Source organism: Halopiger thermotolerans, assembly GCF_054654555.1.
Window position 1 is genome coordinate 2,329,298 of the sequence record NZ_BAAIEU010000004.1, and the last position, 19,621, is coordinate 2,348,918.

Below are 19,621 nucleotides of genomic sequence, written 5' to 3' on the forward strand. Positions count from 1 at the left end.
CGTGACAGTACTTGCGCGATCACCGTCGCGGGATCACTGAAAGTCGGCCTCGGTGAGAACGTCGTTTAAGTCCTCGCGGATCCGTTCGCCCATCTCGCGGTCGCGTGCGGTCGTCACGACGCGGTTTTCCTGGACGCTCGAGCCGTTCCGCAGAAGCATGCGAACGTTGCCGCCGTCGTCGGCGCGGGTGACCTTCGCGCGCAGGCCGGACTGGGACCCCTTCCCGCCGGCGTCGATCGGCCCCGGAATGACCTTCTTGACATGGGGGTGGCCGGCGACGGCCCGGATGGCCTCCATCCCCGTTCGGCCGCCGATGAGCGTCGAGTGGCTGCCGCCGATCTTCTCGACCGGCGGCGTCTCGACCACGTCGAGCGCGCGAGTCCCGCGGCGCTCGAGGACGGTCTCGACGGGGTTCTCGTCGTCGACGCGGTACAGCGAGTGGTGGATGTCCTCGCGGACGGCGCGGATGACCGCCCGCTCGCCGCCGGCGTAGACCTCCTCGGGGCGCTTGCGGCGGATCTCGTCGCCGATCAGCCCTGCGAAGTTCCGCAGCTCGACGGGTTCGTTCTCGCCGTCCTCGGGGGTCGTCGTGATCGTCGTCTGTCCGAGGACCGGATCGTCGTCGGCGCCGCGGTTGTGGCCGTGCCCGTCCGCGGCGCCGTCGTCCGACTCGCCGGCCAGCATCGTCAGCGTCGCCCGTTCTCGCCCCGCCTCGAGCACGACCGCCTCGGTGTTGGCCTCCCGACAGACGAGACAGAAGTCGCCGGGTTTCTCGAGCGGCGAGGCGCAGTGGCGACACTCCATATCGGGCGATTGCCGTCGGACGTGTAAAACGAGCCCGTTTTCGGTCTCGGTCGAGGTCGGACGACCGGCTCGAGGCGGCGTCGCTCGCGATACCCGGCAGCGGGTCAGTCGTCGACAGCGTCGGTTTCGGCGCCGTCGCTCGAGTCGGGCGACGTCCGGTCGCGGTCGCGTCCGTCCGGATCTCCCTCGCCCGTCTCGAGATCGGCACCGGCCGTCGAGTCCGCTCTGGACCCGCGCTCCTCGACGATTCCCTCGCGCCACGTCCCCAGCCGGAACCAGGCGACGGCGACGAGGAAGGAGAGGCCCATCCCGAACGAGAACGCCCACCAGATCCCCGCGACGCCCCAGCCGAGGCCGCCGACGGTGCCGACGCCGGGGATCGTCACCGTCCAGGCGAACGCGAGGGTGACGGCGACGGGAACCCGAAACACCCACCGCGAGAGAAAAGAGAGGATCATCGCCTCCCGAGTGTTGCCGGCGCCGCGGAACGCCCCCTGGACGACCATCACGCCGGCGAACAGCGGCCAGAAGGGGGCCGTGATCCGCAGGAAGACGACGCCCTCGGCGATCACGTCGGGGTCGGCGACGAAGATCCGGATCGCCTGCGCCGGAAACGCGACGAGGACGGCCGCGACGGCGAAGATCAGCAGCATCGTCCCCGCGGTCGCCGTCCGCGCGACCCCCGCGGCCCGGTCCGCGGCGTCCGCGCCGAGGTTCTGTCCCACGCCGGTCGCCGCGGCGTTGCCGACCGCGCCCGCCACGGCCCAAGTCACCGACATCAGCCGGACGCCGATCCCGTAGGCCGCGGTCGGCGCGGCGCCGAAGCGCGCGACGAACCCCGCCATCGCGACCGACGCGAAGCTGCGGGCCCAGCCGTCGATCGTCGACGGATAGCCGACGTCGATCAACTGCTTCTGGATCTCGAGGTCCGGGCGGAGGTCCGGCGGGTGGAGCCGAACCCCGAAGCGGCCGTCGAGCAGGACCGCGACGCCCGCCGCGGCGGCGATCGCCCGCGAGACGAAGGTCGCGATCGCGGCGCCGCGCGTTCCCATCGCCGGCAGCGGTCCCCAGCCGAGCACGAAGAACGGGTCGATGACGACGTTGATCCCGGCCGAGACGAGGACGAGCCACATCGCCGTCTTCGTGTCGCCGGCGCCCTGCAGCGAGGCGCGGAAGGCGAAAAAGAGGAAGGTCAGCGGGAGCGCGAGGAAGATCACCTCGATGTAGGCGAGCGCCGCGTCGAACACCGCTCCGCGGGCGCCCATGAGCCACAGTAGGGGCCGCCTGACGACGAAGCCGACGACCGCGAGGACGCCGGAGACCGCGACCGCGAGCAGAATCGTCTGCGCGACGACCCTGTCGGCCGTCCGGTCGTCACCGGCGCCGACGTACTGCGAGACCAGCGCGACCGCGGCGGCGGTGATCCCCATCGCCGTCGAGACGAACAGCCAGGAGAGCGGGAACATCAGCGAGACGGCGGCGACGGCGTCGCTGCCGACGCGTCCGACCCAGAACATGTCCGCGAGGTTGTAGACCGTCTGGAGGAGGTTACCGAGGACGAGCGGCCACGCCAGCTGCAGGAGTTTCGGCGGGATCGCGCCCGTCGTCATGTCGACGCGCTTGCGCTCGGGGCTCGCGGTCCCGTCCGCGTCCGCCGGCTCCGAATCCCTCCCCGTCACGCGTTCACGTCCGTGTCTCGCTCGCTCGAGTGAAAAGGCCTCGGCCGATCGGCCGCTCGGCGGGGCGACCGACGGACTCGTCCGCCGAGCGCCGAGTTAGTAACTAAGATTATAATTAATTTTATAGTGAATAACGTAGCAGCCACTGACGGAGATGTTTGAGGAAAAATTACGACACCTGTCAAACGGGCAGAGCAGACGGCGCTTCCTCGGCGGCGCGGCGTCGCTGGTCGCCGCGGCGGCGTACGCGCAGACGGTACCCGACGAGGTCGCGGCGCAGGTCACCGACGGCGACGACGGCGCCGTCCAGCGAGTGCGCTCCCCCGACGGGTCGATTTCGGTCACCGTCGACGTCTCGAGCGGGACGCCGACCTACGCGGTCGCGGTCGACGGGAGGACCTACCTCGAGCCCTCGCCGCTGGGCTTCGACTTCCGGAATCAGCCGTCGTTCGGGGCGGCCGGGGACGGAAGCAGCGGCCCGGCCCTCGAGGTCACCGGCACCGAGCGCCGATCGGAAACGGAGGAGTGGGACCCCGTTTGGGGCGCCTACAACGAGGTCACTGCCGACTACAACGCGCTCGTCGTCGGCCTCGAGGAAACGGAGGGGCCGGGACGGACGGCCAACCTCGAGCTCCGGGTCTTCGACGACGGGCTCGGCTTCCGGGTCGTCTTCGACGAGAGCTTCGCGAGCAACGCCGAAAAGGCGGTCATCACGTCGGAGAACACCGCCTTCGCCTTCGCGGACGACTACACCGCGTGGTGGATCCGCAACGAGGTCACCAACCCCCGGTTCGAGCAGGAGTACGAGGAGACCCCGCTGAGCGAGATCCCCGGCGGGACGAGGGAGACGCGGCCGACGGGGACGCCGATGCGAACCGGCGCGCACACGCCGCTGACCGTCGAAGCGGGCGACGGCGACGCCTACCTCAGCGTCCACGAGGCCGACCTCGAGGACTACGCGGCTGCGACCCTCGCGCCCCGCTCGGACGATGGCGGGACCGAGTTCGCCACCGAACTGACGCCGCTGCCCGACGGGACGAAGGCCTCGCTCGAGCTGCCGAACGCGACCCCCTGGCGGACGGTACAGATCGGTCGGCGGCCGGGCGACCTGATCGAGTCCCAGTTGATCCCGCTGTTGAGTGCCGGCCTCGAGGAATCGGCCCTGCCGACCGTCGGCGGCGAACCCGACACGGACTGGATCGAACCTCGCAAGTACGTCGGCATCTGGTGGACGATGATCGCCGGCTCCGCGAACTGGGAGTACAAGAGCGACGACGAGATTCGGGCCGACGGCGACAATCCCGCATCGTACATCCACGGCGCTCGCACCGAGCGGATGAAGCGGTACATGGCCTTCGCCGCCGAGAACGGGATCGACAGCGTCCTCGTCGAGGGGTGGAACCAGGGCTGGGACACCTACCCCGGCGACGGCACCGGCCTCCAGTTCGGCGTCGACGACTCCTACCCCGACTTCGACGTCCGCGAGGTCACCGACTTCGGCCGGTCGCTCGAGGAAGACGTAGAGATGACGATCCACAACGAGACCGCCGGCGCCCTCCCCCACTACGAGGAACAGATCCTCGAGGACGACATCTTCGAACAGTACGAGGACGTCGGGATTCGGTCGATCAAGAACGGCTACGTCTCCGACGCGGGGCTGGGCATCGACGGCGACGGCTCCGAGCCGACGCACAACCAGCACAACCAGCTGGCGGTCAACCACCACCGGCTAGTGATCGAGAACGCGGCGGCGAACCGCCAGCTGCTCGAGATCCACGAGGGGATCAAGCCGACCGGCGAGATCCGCACCTACCCCAACGTGGCCAACCGCGAGGTCGTCAAGGCCCAGGAGTACGACGGCTTCGGGCAGCTGAGCTCGAATATCTCCCCGGACCACCACGTGACGCTGCCGTTCACGCGGAACCTGGCCGGTCCGGTCAGCTTCCAGCCGGGCATCTTCGACGTCACCTTCACCGACGACAGGGGCGGACAGATCCAGACCACGCGGGCGAAACAGCTCGCGATGTACCCCACCTACCTGAGCGGCATGCAGATGGCCGCCGACCGCATCGAGGCCTACGTCGACGAGACTCTCACGGTCGGCGAATGTCTGCAGGCCGCCTCGGGCGATATCGACGGCTTCGTCACGGTAGACGAGTGGCGCAACGCCTTCGGCACGAACTACGTCGCGGTCGATCCCAACCGCGTCCCGTCGGGCTCCTCGGTCTCATTTACGGTCGAAGACGCCGACGCAGGCACGTACGAACTCCACCTCCGGTACGCGGCCGCACCGGAGGACAACGCCCAGCGAGTCATCGACGCCGGTGCGCCCCAAGCGACCCTGCGAGTCAACGACTCGACGCGGACGATCACCCCCGCGTTCACCGACTACTGGGACCAGTGGGAGGTGTTCACGACCGAGATCGAACTCGAGGACGGCGACAACGAGATCGCGATCGAACTGCACTACGACGACTCGGGCGAGCAGTTCGAGGGCGACGTCGGCGGCTTCAACCTCAACACGATCGGCGTCAGCGAACCCAGCGAACCGTCGCCGGTACCGGCCGAGTACGAGGGGTACGAACCCGCAAACGAGAACTTCGACTCGAAGCCCGAGTTCGACTTCCTCGAGGCCGTCCCGGCGGCCGGTTGGGACGAGACGCGGGTCGTCGACGCCGAGATCGGCGACTACACCGTCGTCGCTCGCCGCAAGGGCGAGGAGTGGTACGTCGGCGCGATGACCGACGACGGCGGGCGCGCGGTCGACGTGCCGCTTTCGTTCCTCGCGCCGGGCAATTCCGAGGGGAAGGGCAACGGAAACGGACCGCGGGGACCGAAGTACGTCGCCGAAATCTACTCCGACGAGGTCGGCGCCGACTACGAGGCCGATCCCGAACCCGTCCGGATCGACGAGGCCGTCGTCGATCCGAGCACGACGCTGCTGGCCTCGATGGCCCGCGGCGGCGGCACGGCAGTTCGGATCCGCCCCGCGAAGGGCAGGGAACGGAAGGACCTCCCCACCTACGAGCGCCCCGAACAGGACGTGCGCTTCAGCATCGGCGCCGAGGCCGGCCTCGGCGAGCCGTTCATCACCGCCACCGGCTCGAACGACGGCGAGTTCGTCGGCGGGACGACCGTCGCGATCGAGGTCGACGGCGAGCGTGAGACCGTCGACAACGTCCGACTCCCGCCCGGCGCGACCGACGAAACGGTGCAACTGGGGTACGCGATCACGTCGATCGGCACCTACGACGTCGTCCTGCGCGACCCCGAGGACGGCAGCGTCCTCGCGTCGGAGACGGTCACCGTCGCGCCCGGCGACCTCGTGGCCGAATTCGTCGATCCGAAGGGCGACGACCACGGCCCCGGCTCGTACACCTACCCGACGGCGAGCGACTTCCGGGACGGCGCGTTCGACCTGCGGTCGGTCGCCGTCTACGAGTCCGATACCGAGTACCTGTTCGCCCTCGAGGTTGGCGACCTCTACGACGTCTACGGCGGCACGTTCTCGCCCCACTACTTCGCCGTCTACCTCCGCGACCCGTCGGCCGACGACGGCCGGACGACCGAACTCGGCGACCTCGAGATCACCGCCGGGTTCGACGCTGCGTGGCAGTACCGGATCGCCGCGAGCGGCTTCGAAGCGGGACTCGTCGACGCCGACGGAACCGAACTCGGATCGGTGGAGACCGTCGCCGATTTCGAGGAGAACACGGTCATTCTGTCGGTCGACAAGGATGACCTGAACCTCGACCTCGAGACCGACGACGTCGAATTCGTCCCCGTGGTCGGCTCCGAGAACTTCGGCTCGTTCCGATCGGTCGAGGTCGACGCTGGCGGCTACGTCTTCGGCGGCGCGAAGGAAGGTGCGGTCGAGAACGCGCCACGGATAATCGACCTCTTGACGCCCGACGTCGACCAGTCCGAGGCGCTCGAGTACGACGCCGACTCCCTGGCGATGCTGCCGTTCACACCGCTGTGAGCGGGGCGTCACCGGGCGTTGCGAGCGGGTGGCCATCGGGCCTTCTCACGCACGCGCGCCGCGCGACGCTCGAGCGCGCGTAACGCACGCACACCCGCGCTGTCGGTCGGTTTTCGGCGAAAGGGTTATCCGATCTTCAGTCGTACCCGGCGACGATGAACGACACGCGTTCGCCGGACTACCGGCTCCGGCAGGGGACCGTCACTGAGGCCGGAGGCGGCTACGGCAACGGTTTCGGGGGTGATCCGCCGTGGAACTGATCATCACCGAGAAGGACAACGCCGCGCGACGGATCGCCGACATCCTTTCGGGCGGCACGTACGACTCGAGCCGCGAGAACGGCGTCAACGTCTACGAGTGGGGCGGCAAGCGCTGCGTCGGGCTGTCGGGCCACGTCGTCGGCGTCGACTTCCCCGACGAGTACTCCGACTGGCGCGACGTCGAGCCCGTCGAACTGATCGACGCCGACGTCGAGAAGACGGCGACGAAGGAGAACATCGTCGCGACCCTGCGCATCTTCGCGCGCAAGGCGACCAGCGTGACGATTGCGACCGACTACGACCGCGAGGGCGAACTCATCGGCAAGGAGGCCTACGAGATCGTCCGCGACGTCAACGAGGACGTCCCCATCCGTCGGGTACGGTTCTCCTCGATCACGGAGAACGAGGTGCAGGAGGCCTTCGATAACCCGGACGATCTGGACTTCGATCTGGCGGCCGCGGGCGAGGCGCGCCAGATCATCGACCTCGTGTGGGGCGCCGCGCTGACCCGCTTCCTCTCGCTGTCGGCGGGCCAGCTGGGCGACGACTTCATTTCGGTCGGTCGGGTCCAGTCGCCGACGCTGAAGCTGATCGTCGACCGCGAGCGCGAGATCCAGGCGTTCGATCCCGAGGACTACTGGGAGCTGTTCGCGGACCTCGCGAAGGACGACACCACCTTCGAATCCCAGTACTTCTACCGCGACGAGGACGACAACGAGGCCGAGCGCGTCTGGGAGGAGTCGACCGCGCAGGAGGTCTACGACACCCTCTCGCAGCGCGACGCGGCCACCGTCGTCGACGTCAACCGCCGCACGCGGACCGACGCGCCGCCGACGCCCTTTAACACCACCCAGTTCATCCGCGCGGCCGGCGCGCTGGGCTACTCCGCCAAGCGCGCGATGTCGATCGCCGAGGACCTCTACACCGCCGGCTACATCACGTACCCGCGGACGGACAACACCGTCTACCCCGACGACCTCGACCCCGAGGAGCTGCTCGACAACTTCGTCGGCCACCCGACGCTGGGCGAGTCCGCCGAGGACCTGCTCGAGGCCGACGAAATCGCCCCCACCGAGGGCGACGAGGAGACGACCGACCACCCGCCGATCCACCCGACCGGCGAGATTCCCTCGCGGGGCGACGTCTCCGACGACGAGTGGGAGATCTTCGAACTGGTCGTCCGCCGGTTCTACGCGACCGTCGCCGACGCCGCGGTCTGGGAGCACCTCAAGGTCGTCAGCGAGGTCGAGGACTACCGCCTGAAGGCGAACGGCAAGCGCCTCGTCGAGCCCGGCTACCACGACGTCTACCCGTATTTCTCCACCACGGAGAACTACGTCCCCGACGTCGAGGAGGGCGAACAGCTCGCGCTCTCCGACGTCGAACTCGAGGAGAAAGAGACCCAACCGCCCCGCCGGTACGGCCAGTCTCGGCTCATCGAGACCATGGAGGACATGGGCATCGGGACGAAGTCGACCCGCCACGAGACCATCCAGAAGCTCTACGACCGGGGCTACATCGAGAGCGACCCGCCCCGGCCCACGAAGCTCGCGATGGCTGTCGTCGAGGCCGCCGAGAACTACGCCGACCGGGTCGTCAGCGAGGAGATGACCGCCCAGCTCGAGCAGGACATGGACGCCATCGCCTCCGGCGAAGCGGGCCTCGAGGACGTCACCGACGAATCGCGGGAGATGCTCGAGGAGATCTTCGAGAACCTCGCGGACTCCCGGGAGGAGATCGGCGACCACCTCCGGAAGTCGCTCAAGGACGACAAACGGCTCGGCCCCTGCCCCGACTGCGGCGAGGACCTGCTGGTGCGCAACAGCCGCCACGGCTCGTACTTCATCGGCTGCGACGGCTACCCCGACTGCGAGTACACCCTGCCGCTGCCCTCGACGGGCAAGCCGCTCATCTTAGAGAGCGAGTGCGAGGAGCACGGTCTGAACGAGGTCAAGATGCTCGCGGGCCGGCAGACGTTCGTCCACGGCTGCCCGCTCTGTAAGTCCGAGGAGGCAGGCGAAGGGCCGATCCTCGGCGAGTGTCCCGACTGCGGCGAGGAGCACGACGGCGAACTCGCGATCAAAACGCTCCAGAGCGGCTCGCGGCTCGTCGGCTGCACTCGCTACCCCGACTGCGAGTACTCGCTGCCGCTCCCGCGGCGCGGCGAGATCGAGGTCACCGACGAGCGCTGCGAGGAACACGACCTCCCCGAACTCGTCGTCCACAGCGGCGACGACCCCTGGGAGCTGGGCTGTCCGATCTGCAACTACCAGGAGTTCCAGGCCCGCGAGAGCGACTCAGGCTCCGACCTCGAGGCGTTAGACGGTCTCGGCGCGAAGACGGTCGAGAAGCTCGCCGATGCAGGCATCGAGAGCATCGACGACCTGACCGAGGCCGACCCGGACGCCGTCGCGGAGGACGTCGACGGCGTCAGCGCCGACCGGATCCGCAACTGGCAGGCCGAGGCCTGATTGCGAGCCCGCGTTTCTCGTTCTCTCTCAGTTATCGGTCCGCGTGCGCCTCGAGCACCGGCGCGACCCGCTCGACAATCCGTGCGGCCTCGAGCTGGCCGCGGTTGTCCCACTGCAGCGTTCCGGCGTCGTCGATCGCCAGCAGCGTCGGGTGGCCGACGACGTCGTACCGTTCGCCGAGTCGCCGGTCCGGGTCGTATCCGAGGACCCACTGCCCGTCGTTTTCGGCCCACCAGTCGCGAAGCTGGTCGGGCGTCCCCTGGGACGTGGCCGAGAGGACGGTCAGCGCGTCGCCGTAGTCCGCGCGAAGTGTTTCGCGCGCCGCCGCGAGTTCGGGCAGTAGCGCCCGGCAGCGGCTACAGACCGGCGAGAAGATCATCGCGAGCGTGACGCCGTCGTTCGGGACCGAAAGCGCGTCGGGCGCGTCGCCGCCCGGGCGCTCGTCCTCGAGAACCTCGACCTCGATGGGGTCGATACCGCCGTCGTCGCCGCCTCCCTCCTGCTCCGCCGTCGCCGCCGGCGACGGCTCGTCGTTTCCGAACGGCAGCCCGTTCCGCAAGACCGCGGCGCTGCCGCCGAGGACGCCGACGCTCGCGACGCCGGCGATGGCCTCGCGGCGTTTCACGGGGCGACCACCACCGGCGCTATCGCTGGCGCTGCACAGCCCCAACAAACGCCTCGAGTCCCCCTGCGGACCTCGAGCGGACGAGCGGGACGAGCGAACCGACCGATCATAGGACCGCCGTCCACGACCAGCGAAAAATAACCACGGGCGGCGGGAGCAGGCCCTGCCGGATCGGTCCGATCGGGTTCGGAACGCCGCGACGAGTCCAACCTACAAGACCGGCCCGACCGTCCCTGCAACCGTGACCGACGATCGAGACGACCGCGAGCGGTGGAACGAGAAGCACAGCGACGCCGACTTCGAACTCCCCAGCGATCCGATTCCGGCCCTCGAGCGACGCCTCGAGACGCTGCCGGACGGCCGCGCGCTCGACGTCGCGACCGGCACCGGGCGCAACGCCGTCTTCCTCGCCGCCGAGGGGTACGACGTCGACGCGGTCGACGTCTCGGACGAGGCCCTCGAGCGCGCACGCCGGCGAGCCGACGAGCGGGGCATAAACGACCGGATCGACTGGATCCGCGCCGATCTCGCCGAGTACGAGTTCGAGCGGGAAGCGTACGACGTGATTACGATCGGCTTCTTCGCCGCTCTCGAGCACCTTCCCGACATCAAGGAGGCCCTCGCGCCCGGCGGCGTGCTGGTCTACGAGCACCACCTCCGCTCGAGCGACCCGATCGACGTCGGTCCCTCCGGCGACCGGTATCGCTACCGATCGAACGATCTCCTGCGGGCGTGTCTGGACCTGACCGTGCTGTCCTACGAGGAACGTCGGCGCACCGTCACCGACGGCACCGCCGCGGTCGCGACGATCGTCGCGCGCAACTCGAGCGGCGGCACACAGTCGTATCCGCGCCTCGAGTCGGAAGACCCCGATCCCGCCTAACCTCGAAGGCAGCCGACAAGCGGTAAACCGCACTCGAATCCGAACCCTTTCGCCGGCCGGTCGGCTACCCTCGTCCGTGACGTCGCCTCGAGAGCGCCCGGATAGTCGCCGCAGTTGGATCGTCGCCGTCGTCGGCGCGGTCGCGATGGTGTTTACCTTCGGCACGCCGCTGTCCTACGGCATCTTCCGCGAGCCGTTCGCCGAGACGTTCGCCGTCTCGACGGTCGCGATGTCGACGGTCTTCTCGGTCATGCTGTTTACCTTCTTCATCGGTTCCGGGCTCGTCGGAGTCCTCTCCGCCCAGATCTCCGCTCGAGCCGTCCTCCTTACGTGTGCGGCGGCGTCGGCGGTGCTCGCGCCGTCGCTGTACGTCGTGGACTCCTACCCGGCCCTCATGATCGTCTTCGCGGTGCTCGGGATCGCGCTGGGGACCGTCTTCGTCCTGACCGCGTCGATCGTCCCGCGGTGGTTCGACGAGCGCCGCGGCGCCGCGACGGGGCTGATCTTCGTCGGCAACGGGCTGGGACTGACCGTCCTCCCGCCGATCTGGCAGCTTTCGATTTCGACGTTCGGCGTTCGCCGAGGCTTTCTCTACATCATGGCGGTCACGGCGGTCGCGTTCGCCGTCGCGGGCGTCGTCTGCCGGCGGCCGGCGTGGGCCGAGCAGTCGGCGGCGTCGCTCGGCGAACTACTCGCGTGGGTCCGCCAGCTCGCCGGCACGCGGACGTTCCAGCTACTGTTCGTCGGGATGAGCCTCGCGTTCGCGTGGTACCAGCTGCTTGCGGCCTACGCGGTCGACTTCTTCGCCGCACGCGGGCTGACCGACGCGGCCGCCTCGACCGCGTTCGGCCTCATCGGCGGCGTCAGCATCATCTCCAGAATCGGCGGCGGTTACGTCGGCGATCTCGTGGGCTCGAGACGAGCCTTTCTCGCCTCGCTGGCCTGTGCGGCCCTCGGGGTCGGCCTGCTGGTCGTCCCGCAGGTCGCGATGCTCGCGCTCGGCGTCTTCTTCGTCGGGCTGGGACTCGGCGGCTCCGCGACACTGTACATTCCGCTGCTGATGGAGATCTACGATCCCGAGAAGGACACGGCGGTCATCGGGGTGTTCAACGTCGCCGCCGGCATCGGCGCGCTCGCGATGCCGCCGCTCGGGACGGCGACCGTCGCGTACACGGGCAGCTACACCGTCGCGATCCTGTTGACGCTCGTCGTCGTCCTCGGGGCCTTCGGGCTGGTCGTGACCGGCACGCGGATTCGGTGAGAGCCGACGGCCGCTCGAGCGGGACGCGATCGCTTCGCTGTGTTTTTCACGGTACGGCGCCGATTCGAAGGCGAGAACACGTGTCGATCGCAACGACAGCACTCGCCGGCGTCGTCTTCGGCCTGGCGCTGGCGGCGCCGCCGGGACCGATGAACGCAATCATCGCCGAGGAGAGCGTCCTCCGCGGCTGGGCGGCGGGCTTCTGGGCCGGCCTGGGGGCGATGCTCGCGGACGTCATCTTCTTCGTCCTGACGCTGGCCGGCGTCGTCGCCGTGATCGACCGCTATCCGTTTGTTCGACCCGCCCTCTACCTCGCCGGCGGCCTGCTCATGCTGTACTTCGCCGTCGGCGCGATCGAGGAGGCGCGCGAGACCGCGTCCTTTACCGACGGCGGCGAGGGGGTCGTCGACGCCGCGGCGGCGAACGTCAAGGGCTTTCGCAAAACGTTCGTCCTCTCGCTGACCAATCCCTACCAGATCGGCTTCTGGCTCACCGTCGGCGTCGGCCTCCTCGAGACCGGCACCCTCGACGTCTTCGCGCACGTCCCGGCCGTCGGCGACCGACTCGCCGGCGCGCTGATCGTCCAGACCGGGTCGCCGGCGCTGCTGGTGGGTTTTTTCGGCGGCATCGCGGTCTGGATCGTCACCTACCCGGCGGCGCTGTCCTCGGCGGGGAAGCGCGTCGACGCGCTCGCGCCGGCGGTCGCCGCCGGCAGCGCGGCCGTCCTCGTCGGCTTCGGCCTGCTCTTTCTGGGCGTGGGCGCGATGAGCGTCCTGTGAGTCGGGACGGTACTCGATCGAGGGTCAACCGATCGAAAAATCAGTGCGAGCGATCCGCCAGTACCGACTCCTCGGCCGCGGCGTCGCCGCGGCCCGTCGAGAGCCCTGCGGTCGAATCGCCGATCGAGCGCCGAACGCGAGGCGCAGTTCGCCGTCCGCCTTCGGCTACCCCATCGCCGCGATCTCGTCTTCGATCCACTCGCTGAACCACTTGACGCGCTTGAGCCGCTGGTGGGCGATGCCTTCCGCGGTGTCGCTCTGAACCCGCGAGGCCGCGTCGTACCCCCGTTCCAGAACGCGCTCGACCATCTCGTCGCAGTCCATGTGCGTGCGGGCCTCGTAGCCCATCCGCAACAGCATGAGGGCGGTGCCGTTCGCGCCGACCTTGTCGAGCATGTCGGCCTCGATGAGACACTGCGTCTCCAGGGCCACGTCGTTCAGATCGCCCTGGTAGGAGTGGTGTTCGATCGCGCGACACACCTGCGTGATGAACGATTCAGGGTAGTCGACGCGGGACTCTAAGTACTCACGGGCGACGCGCGCGCCGGCCTCGGCGTGGAGTTCCTGATCGGTCTCGAGTTTGGCCACGTCGTGAAAGAGGGCGGCGACGCGGGTGACGTCGACGTCGGCCCCCTCGCCCTCCGCGATCTCCGCGGAGAGGTCGACCACGTTGAGGATGTGGTTGAACCGGTACTCCGCGGAGTGCCACGGGTACCAGCGCATGCGGCCGCCCTCCTCTTCCTTCTCGACGCTGGCCGAAAGATACTCGAAGACGAACTCCTTCATCGCCTCGAACTCGGCGTCGGTGACTCTGGTTTCTTTTATTTCGACGCCCACGAGAGATCCCTCCGCAATAGACGAACGATAGTCATTGACAGAATGTTCGGTAGTTTCGCTCTTTAGCCTTTGGTTCGTTCGAGTTATCGCCTCGGCGAGAGTCGCGGGAATCGGAGAATAACCGGCGCTGAGAGGTCCCCTGCCGAGCTATCGGTCGCGCCGCGGCGACCAAAGTGGCGCTGAACGATCGCCCACCCCGTCTCGAGACGGCGGGTTCTGCCGGCGAAATGTTCAGTAACGTCCGTTAAAGTCAAACCGGCGGACGAGGAAGGGAGCGTATGAGCAGCCAACAGGAAGGGGAATCGATCCGGTGTCTCGTCGCCAAGGTCGGCCTCGACGGCCACGATCGGGGCGCACACGTCGTATCGCGGGCGTTTCGGGACGCCGGCTTCGAAGTCATCTACTCCGGGCTCCACAAGTCGCCGGAGGAGATCGTGCAGGCTGCGGTGCAGGAGGACGTCGACGTTCTCGGCATCTCGATCCTGTCGGGCGCCCACGACACGCTCGTCCCGAAGGTCATGGACGGGCTCGAGGAGTACGGCGCCAAGGACGACACCCTCGTCCTCGTCGGCGGCGTGATCCCCGAGGAGGACCGCCCCGAGCTCAAGGAGGAGGGCGTCGCGGCCATCTTCGGCCCCGGCACGTCGATCGAGGAGACCGTCGAGTTCGTCCGCGAGAACGCGCCCCGCCGATGAGCGGTGACGAGTCCGATCGCCCGACGCAGTCGCTCAGTGACGACGACCGGGCGCTGCTCGAGGACCTCCTCGCGGGGAAACACCGCGCGCTGGCGCGGGTCATCTCGAAGATCGAGGACCGGTCGGCGGGCTACCGCGAACTGGTCTCGGAACTGTACGCCCACACGGGCGACGCCGACGTCGTCGGAATCACGGGCAGCCCCGGAGCCGGCAAATCGACGCTGGTCGACAAACTGGCCGAAACCTACCGCGACCGGGGCGAGACGGTCGGCATCATCGCGATCGACCCGTCCTCGCCGTTCTCCGGCGGCGCGGTGCTGGGCGACCGCATCCGGATGGCCTCCACCGTCGGCGACATGGACGTCTTCGTGCGCTCGATGAGCGCCCGCGGCACGCTCGGGGGACTGTCGACCGCCACCGCGGACGCCGTCAAGGCGATGGACGCCTTCGGCAAGGACAAGATCATCATCGAGACCGTCGGCGCCGGACAGAACGAGATCGACATCGTCCGCACCGCCGACACCGTCGCCGTGCTCGTCCCGCCGGGCTCGGGCGACGACGTCCAGACGCTGAAGGCCGGCATCCTCGAGATCGCCGATATCTTCGTCGTCAACAAGGCCGACCGCGACGGCGCCGACCGGACCGTCCAAGAACTGCGCGAGATGATCAACCTCGGCGAGGACGGCGGCGCTCCCGGCGCGGGCGCCGGCCACCACGGCGTCGGCGCGGGAACCGAGCACGGGGGAGACGGCGAGGACGACGCCGACGAGAACTGGCGCCCGCCGATCGTCGAAACCGTCGCCACCACCGGCGACGGCGTCGAGGCGTTCGTCGACGAACTCGCCGCCCACCGTGCGTACCTCGTCGACTCCGGCACCCTCGCCGACAACACTCGCCAGCGCTACGCCGAGGAGATCCGCACCCACCTCCGCGAGGACGTCCACGCCCTGCTCGAGGCCGAACTCGAGCGCGCCGGCGGCGTCGGCGACCTCGCCGAAGCCGTCCGTCGGGGCGAGACCGACCCCTACTCGATCGTCGACGAACTGCTCGGGCCGGTCGAGGCCTGCGTCGGGGAACTCGAGACCGATCTCGAGCTCGAGGGCGCGCTCGAAGACAGGAATCGAGACGGCCGCGACGGCGGCGAGAACGGCTAGCGGCGCCGCGCGAGTCGCGGGCGACGCATGCCGACCGCACGCCTAAGGACGATGCCGTCGTACGACCGCCCATGAAAGCCCGCACAGTCCTCGGAGCGGCGCTCGGAACCGTCGGCGGAGCCGTCCTCGGCAACCGCCTCCTGACGAGACGCGCCGGCGACCTCGAGAATCCGTTAGTCGGCGTCGAGCGAACCTATCGGTGGCGCGGGATCGAGACGACCTACACCGTCGCCGGCGACCCGAACGACCCGGACATGCTCTTACTGCACGGGATCTACACCGGCGCGACGAGCAACGAGTTCGCGCCGGTCTTCGAGCAACTGGCCGAGGACTACCACGTGATCGCGGTCGATCTCCCCGGCTTCGGCCGCTCGGAGCGGCCGCCGCTGCTCTACTCGCCGACCCTCTACAGCGAGTTCGTCCGGGACTTCGCGGCCGACGTCACCGACGAGCCGATCGTCGTCGCCTCCTCGCTGACCGCCGCGTTAGCCGTCGACGCCGCCGGCGAGGAGGAAAGCGAGTTCGAGCACCTCGTGCTCATCTGTCCGACCGACGAGACGGCCGACGAACGGCCGTGGCTGCGGACGCTGCTCCGAACGCCGGTCGTCGGTACGACGCTCTACAACCTGCTGGCGTCCAAACCGTCGATCCGGTACTTCTACGACCGGGACGGCTACTACGACAGCGACCGCATCGACGACGAAGAAGTCAGATACGCCTGGGACAGCGCCCACCAACCCGGCGCGCGGTACGCACCCGCGTCGTTCGCCGCCGGCATGCTCGATCCCGACACCGACTCCGAGTTCGACCTCAAGACCGAACTCGCGGCCCTCGAGACGCCGACCACGCTCGTCTGGGGTCGCGACGCCGAACTCGTCCCGCTGCGGGACGGGCGCGATCTGGCCGAGGCCGCGGACACCGACCTCGTCGTCATCGATTACGCGACGCAACTGCCCCACGCCGAACACCCGGACAAGTTCGTCGAGTACCTGACCGCGGAGCTGTTACACGCTGGCGCCGAGAGCGGGTAGAGACGGAAATTTCGACGAGTAGCGGCGGTCGAAGCGGAAACGGCGAGAAAGCGGAATCGACGGTAGAACCGAACTCCGTGAGGGGAGACTCGAGGCCCTCGCGGACGGATTCGCGACCGGTCAGTCCGAATCCGAGATATCGACCTCGAGGTCGTCGCGGTCGACGGCCAGCCGGAACGTGGGGACGGTGCGGTACTCGACCTCGACGACGTCCTTGCGCCGCAGACTCTGGAGGCCCGAGCGGACGTCCTCGGCGTCCGGATCGACGTCGAACTCGTCGCGGAGCTTGTGCAGCACCGAGACGACGCTCTCCGATTCCTCGTCGGGGCCGGCGAGCACTTGCACGATCTGCGCCTGAAGCTCCGGTACTCGAATGCGCGAGGGCGCGCCCTCAGACTCGGGGTCGCTCTCGATCCCCGGCTCGACGTCAACGAGGTCGGCCGCCTCCGCGGTCGCGCGGATCAGGCTGTTGTCGTCCCGGAAGTAGTAGTCGCCCAGTTCGTTCTCGAGGTACTGGTGGACCTCGCTGCCGCTTTCCATCCCCCACCGCTCCTGCAGTTCGGAATTTTTCGTCGGCTGTAGCTCCACCACGTCGGCCAACCGGTCCCTGGCCTCCTCGGAAAGGGTCATCGTCCGAGCGTATGCGGATCCGCTACTTTTGCGTTGCGTCCCGTCTCGCAGTTGCGGTCGCGCCGTCGCCTCTCGGTCTTCGCCTCGAGTCGAGCGGACCGCTCGAGCCCCGAGCGTCAATCGCCCCCGACGAACGGCAGCGACACCGAGGCCGTCGACTCGAGGGTCTCCTCGACCTGCGTGGCGACCAGGATCGCGCCCAGCGTCGCGAGGACGGTGCCGAAGATAAAGGGCACCGCGAAGCCGTAGCCGACCAGCGCGCCCGAGGCGAACGGGCCGACGGCGATCCCGAAGCCGAACGCCATCGTCAGCACGGAGAGCTTCGATCCCGACTCGCCCTCCGGGGCGAGATCGCCCGCCAGCGCGAGCGACGGCGCGAACACCATCGCGCCCGCGACGCCCTGGACCAGCCGCGCCGCGAACATCAATTCGGAGGAGCGGATGAACCCCTGGACGAGCGTCGACGGGATCAGAAGCAGCATGCCGGCGACGATGAACGGCCGCCGCCCGTACCGGTCGCAGGCCCGCCCGATCGGCGTCTGGAGCACGATCTGGGCGACGATAAACGCCGCGAACTGCAGTCCGAACCAGGTCGAGCCCTGCTCGAGGCGCGCGTTGATCTGCGGCTGGAGCGTCGCGAACAGCGCGATCGCCGCGGCCATGAACAGCGACGCGACGCCGAGCGTGAAGATCGGATCGAGCAGGTTCGACCCCGACCGGTCGAACACGTCGATCGAGAGGTCCGCGCCCGCGTTGGCCTGCGTGGACTCGGGATCGGTGATGAGCACGGTCACCAGCAGAAAGCCGATCGCGGCCGTGACCGTCGCGACCGCGAAGGCGGCGTCGAACCCGCCGACGGTCCCCCAACCCGGCAGCGTGTAGGGACCGAGGTTGACGACCGCGCCGGCCGCGACCGGGCCGGCGCCGAAGCCGATCAGCCGGAAGGTGTTGTAGACGCCCATGTTCCCGCCGCGGTCGCCGGTCGTCGCGAGTTCGTTGACCAGCGCGACCGACGCGGGGATGATGAAGGAGACGCTGACCCCCTGCAGCCCGCGGATGACCACCAGCGTGACGTACGTCTCCGCGAGGACGTACGCGAGGTTCGTCACTGCAAGCCCGGCGAGTCCGATCAGGATGAAGGGCTTGCGCCGGCCGAACCGATCCGAGAGCCGGCCCGTCAACGGCTGGAAACTGCTGTTGAGAAAGCCAAAGAGCGAGAGAATGAGCCCGATGATCATCGACTCCGCGAGGCCGAAGGTCGGCCCGCCCACGAGGCCGCTCGAGACGTACAGCGGGATGACGATGATCAGAAACGAGTTGCCGATACCGTCGGCCATCCGAGCGAAGGCCAGCGCGAGCACACGCCGGTCAACGGCGAACTGCGCGAGGAGCCAGCCGACGAACTGCCGCATCGCCACGAACTGCGACGTCGCGTCGGATTATCGTTTCGAATCGAAACTCGAGTTGAGCCGGAACCGAATCCGAACGTATCGCCTATCGGGACTGTCGTCACCACCAGCAACGAGTTACAAGCGGGCGGCCGGCGTACCACTGAGCATGGGAAGCGATACCAACTCCGTGAAACTGAGCCGCGTCGAGTCCGTCCTCGAGAACCTCGAGTACCCCGTGACGCGCGACGAGGCGGCACAGCAGTACGACGACGTCACGCTCGTCCTCGCCGACGGCGAGCGCAACCTCGGCGACCTCATCTCGCGGAGTAGCGACGACGAGTTCGAGTCGATGGACGACCTCGAGTCGGAACTGCACAACGTGTTGCCGCGGGAAGCGGTGGGCGAGCCGTACCAGTCGGAAGGGGAAGGATAGGCGCGCGCAGCCATGCGCAGCCACGCGCGGGCGATCCGCGCCTCGTCTGAGCCGACGCTCGAGCGAGGAGAGCGACGAAGGTGACGACAGCGACGAGGCGCGGAGAGCGACGGGAGCGAGGCGAGTAAGACGAGAACGACGAGCGCTGCGGACCACCCAAACGGGTCGCTTAAGTCCGTCGACCCACGTAACCCGGACAACGATGGAATTCTGCGACGAATGCGGTTCGATGATGAAAGCCGACGACGGCCTCTGGAAGTGCGGCAGCTGCGGCTACACCGAACCCAAGGGCGACGCCGACCAGTATATCGTCACCGACAGCCAGGAGGCCAGCGAGATCATCGAATCCTCCGAGGAAACCTCCCTGCCCGAGACCGACGCCCACTGTCCCGAGTGCGGCAACGACCGCGCCTACTGGTACATGCAACAGATCCGCTCGGCCGACGAATCCGAGACCCGCTTCTTCATCTGCACCGAGTGCGAGCACAAGTGGCGCGAGGACGACAACTAACAAACTTTTGCGCTGCGGGTGCGCCTGCGGCGCACCCTCGGCAAAACTTTGATGAAAAGCACTCCTCTTTCCGTTTCGTGACGCTTCGCGTCACTCCACATCAGTCGTCGGCCCGCTCACAGCCTTCGGCTGCTCACGGTCGGTAATAGTGCAGTAGCCTGCCCTTCCCCGAGTCGCGGGCTCCTCGCGATGCTC

16 protein-coding genes are annotated in these 19,621 nt (G+C 68.3%); 10 read left to right on the forward strand and 6 right to left on the reverse strand.

Features of this window, described 5'->3' with window-relative positions; translation table 11 throughout:
- Nucleotides 1–33: 33 nt before the first annotated feature.
- Nucleotides 34–804, reverse strand: a complete 771-nt coding sequence (locus ACYQ26_RS19300) for a DUF2103 domain-containing protein (protein WP_459810506.1) — start codon at nt 802–804, stop codon at nt 34–36.
- Nucleotides 805–908: 104 nt separating this feature from the next.
- Nucleotides 909–2,414 carry an MATE family efflux transporter gene (locus ACYQ26_RS19305; protein ID WP_459810766.1) on the reverse strand — a complete coding sequence of 502 codons (1,506 nt, stop codon included), beginning with the start codon at nt 2,412–2,414 and terminating at the stop codon, nt 909–911.
- 223 nt (nt 2,415–2,637) lie between these two features.
- On the opposite strand from ACYQ26_RS19305, the gene ACYQ26_RS19310 reads away from it, so the two are divergent.
- A complete protein-coding gene (locus ACYQ26_RS19310) occupies nt 2,638–6,465 on the forward strand; it encodes a glycoside hydrolase family 97 N-terminal domain-containing protein (protein WP_459810507.1) in 3,828 nt (1,275 codons plus the stop codon).
- Nucleotides 6,466–6,715: 250 nt separating this feature from the next.
- Nucleotides 6,716–9,196, forward strand: a complete 2,481-nt coding sequence (locus ACYQ26_RS19315) for a DNA topoisomerase I (RefSeq protein WP_459810508.1) — start codon at nt 6,716–6,718, stop codon at nt 9,194–9,196.
- 31 nt (nt 9,197–9,227) lie between these two features.
- Here ACYQ26_RS19315 and ACYQ26_RS19320 read toward each other — a convergent pair whose 3' ends face one another.
- Nucleotides 9,228–9,821: a TlpA family protein disulfide reductase gene (locus ACYQ26_RS19320; RefSeq protein ID WP_459810509.1), complete on the reverse strand. Its 594-nt coding sequence runs from the start codon at nt 9,819–9,821 to the stop codon at nt 9,228–9,230.
- A gap of 241 nt (nt 9,822–10,062) precedes the next feature.
- Between ACYQ26_RS19320 and ACYQ26_RS19325 the strand changes: the two genes are divergently transcribed.
- The 3 genes from ACYQ26_RS19325 (at nt 10,063) to ACYQ26_RS19335 (ending at nt 12,744) form a co-directional block, all read left to right on the forward strand.
- Nucleotides 10,063–10,704: a class I SAM-dependent methyltransferase gene (locus ACYQ26_RS19325; protein ID WP_459810510.1), complete on the forward strand. Its 642-nt coding sequence runs from the start codon at nt 10,063–10,065 to the stop codon at nt 10,702–10,704.
- Between the two features lie 145 nt (nt 10,705–10,849).
- Nucleotides 10,850–11,965 (forward strand): MFS transporter, encoded by a 1,116-nt coding sequence (locus ACYQ26_RS19330; RefSeq protein ID WP_459810767.1) that lies wholly within the window; start codon nt 10,850–10,852, stop codon nt 11,963–11,965.
- An 80-nt stretch (nt 11,966–12,045) separates the two neighbouring features.
- Nucleotides 12,046–12,744 carry a LysE family translocator gene (locus ACYQ26_RS19335; RefSeq protein WP_459810511.1) on the forward strand — a complete coding sequence of 233 codons (699 nt, stop codon included), beginning with the start codon at nt 12,046–12,048 and terminating at the stop codon, nt 12,742–12,744.
- Between the two features lie 165 nt (nt 12,745–12,909).
- Here ACYQ26_RS19335 and ACYQ26_RS19340 read toward each other — a convergent pair whose 3' ends face one another.
- The gene (locus tag ACYQ26_RS19340) at nt 12,910–13,581 is read right to left on the reverse strand and encodes an HD domain-containing protein (RefSeq protein WP_459810512.1); all 672 of its coding nucleotides are present in this window, start codon (nt 13,579–13,581) and stop codon (nt 12,910–12,912) included.
- Between the two features lie 278 nt (nt 13,582–13,859).
- On the opposite strand from ACYQ26_RS19340, the gene ACYQ26_RS19345 reads away from it, so the two are divergent.
- From ACYQ26_RS19345 to ACYQ26_RS19355, 3 genes are all read left to right on the forward strand, one after another.
- Entirely contained in the window at nt 13,860–14,276 is a 417-nt protein-coding gene (locus tag ACYQ26_RS19345; protein ID WP_459810513.1) for a cobalamin B12-binding domain-containing protein, read from the forward strand.
- Complete coding sequence (meaB, locus tag ACYQ26_RS19350; RefSeq protein WP_459810514.1) at nt 14,273–15,430, forward strand: methylmalonyl Co-A mutase-associated GTPase MeaB; 1,158 nt, start codon at nt 14,273–14,275, stop codon at nt 15,428–15,430. Before ACYQ26_RS19345 ends, meaB begins: the two co-directional genes overlap by 4 nt.
- Nucleotides 15,431–15,501: 71 nt before the next feature.
- Complete coding sequence (locus ACYQ26_RS19355; protein ID WP_459810515.1) at nt 15,502–16,461, forward strand: alpha/beta fold hydrolase; 960 nt, start codon at nt 15,502–15,504, stop codon at nt 16,459–16,461.
- 120 nt (nt 16,462–16,581) lie between these two features.
- On the opposite strand, the gene ACYQ26_RS19360 is transcribed toward ACYQ26_RS19355, so the two are convergent.
- Together ACYQ26_RS19360 and ACYQ26_RS19365 are read right to left on the reverse strand one after the other, a co-directional pair.
- Entirely contained in the window at nt 16,582–17,091 is a 510-nt protein-coding gene (locus tag ACYQ26_RS19360) for a DUF5797 family protein (RefSeq protein WP_459810516.1), read from the reverse strand.
- A 116-nt stretch (nt 17,092–17,207) separates the two neighbouring features.
- Complete coding sequence (locus ACYQ26_RS19365; RefSeq protein WP_459810517.1) at nt 17,208–18,503, reverse strand: MFS transporter; 1,296 nt, start codon at nt 18,501–18,503, stop codon at nt 17,208–17,210.
- 145 nt (nt 18,504–18,648) lie between these two features.
- On the opposite strand from ACYQ26_RS19365, the gene ACYQ26_RS19370 reads away from it, so the two are divergent.
- Nucleotides 18,649–18,915 carry a DUF5789 family protein gene (locus ACYQ26_RS19370; protein ID WP_459810518.1) on the forward strand — a complete coding sequence of 89 codons (267 nt, stop codon included), beginning with the start codon at nt 18,649–18,651 and terminating at the stop codon, nt 18,913–18,915.
- 202 nt (nt 18,916–19,117) lie between these two features.
- The gene (locus ACYQ26_RS19375; RefSeq protein WP_013881164.1) at nt 19,118–19,426 is read left to right on the forward strand and encodes a transcription factor S; all 309 of its coding nucleotides are present in this window, start codon (nt 19,118–19,120) and stop codon (nt 19,424–19,426) included.
- Nucleotides 19,427–19,621: the final 195 nt, after the last annotated feature.

Excerpts from the sequence above, each read along its gene's own strand:
- ACYQ26_RS19300 (WP_459810506.1), bottom strand. The coding sequence starts at position 804 with ATGGAGTGTCGCCACTGCGCCTCGCCGCTCGAGAAACCCGGCGACTTC.
- ACYQ26_RS19305 (WP_459810766.1), bottom strand. The coding sequence starts at position 2,414 with ATGACGACGGGCGCGATCCCGCCGAAACTCCTGCAGCTGGCGTGGCCG.
- ACYQ26_RS19310 (WP_459810507.1), top strand. The coding sequence starts at position 2,638 with ATGTTTGAGGAAAAATTACGACACCTGTCAAACGGGCAGAGCAGACGG.
- ACYQ26_RS19330 (WP_459810767.1), top strand. The coding sequence starts at position 10,850 with ATGGTGTTTACCTTCGGCACGCCGCTGTCCTACGGCATCTTCCGCGAG.
- ACYQ26_RS19345 (WP_459810513.1), top strand. The coding sequence starts at position 13,860 with ATGAGCAGCCAACAGGAAGGGGAATCGATCCGGTGTCTCGTCGCCAAG.
- meaB (WP_459810514.1), top strand. The coding sequence starts at position 14,273 with ATGAGCGGTGACGAGTCCGATCGCCCGACGCAGTCGCTCAGTGACGAC.
- ACYQ26_RS19355 (WP_459810515.1), top strand. The coding sequence starts at position 15,502 with ATGAAAGCCCGCACAGTCCTCGGAGCGGCGCTCGGAACCGTCGGCGGA.
- ACYQ26_RS19360 (WP_459810516.1), bottom strand. The coding sequence starts at position 17,091 with ATGACCCTTTCCGAGGAGGCCAGGGACCGGTTGGCCGACGTGGTGGAG.
- ACYQ26_RS19365 (WP_459810517.1), bottom strand. The coding sequence starts at position 18,503 with ATGCGGCAGTTCGTCGGCTGGCTCCTCGCGCAGTTCGCCGTTGACCGG.
- ACYQ26_RS19370 (WP_459810518.1), top strand. The coding sequence starts at position 18,649 with ATGGGAAGCGATACCAACTCCGTGAAACTGAGCCGCGTCGAGTCCGTC.
- ACYQ26_RS19375 (WP_013881164.1), top strand. The coding sequence starts at position 19,118 with ATGGAATTCTGCGACGAATGCGGTTCGATGATGAAAGCCGACGACGGC.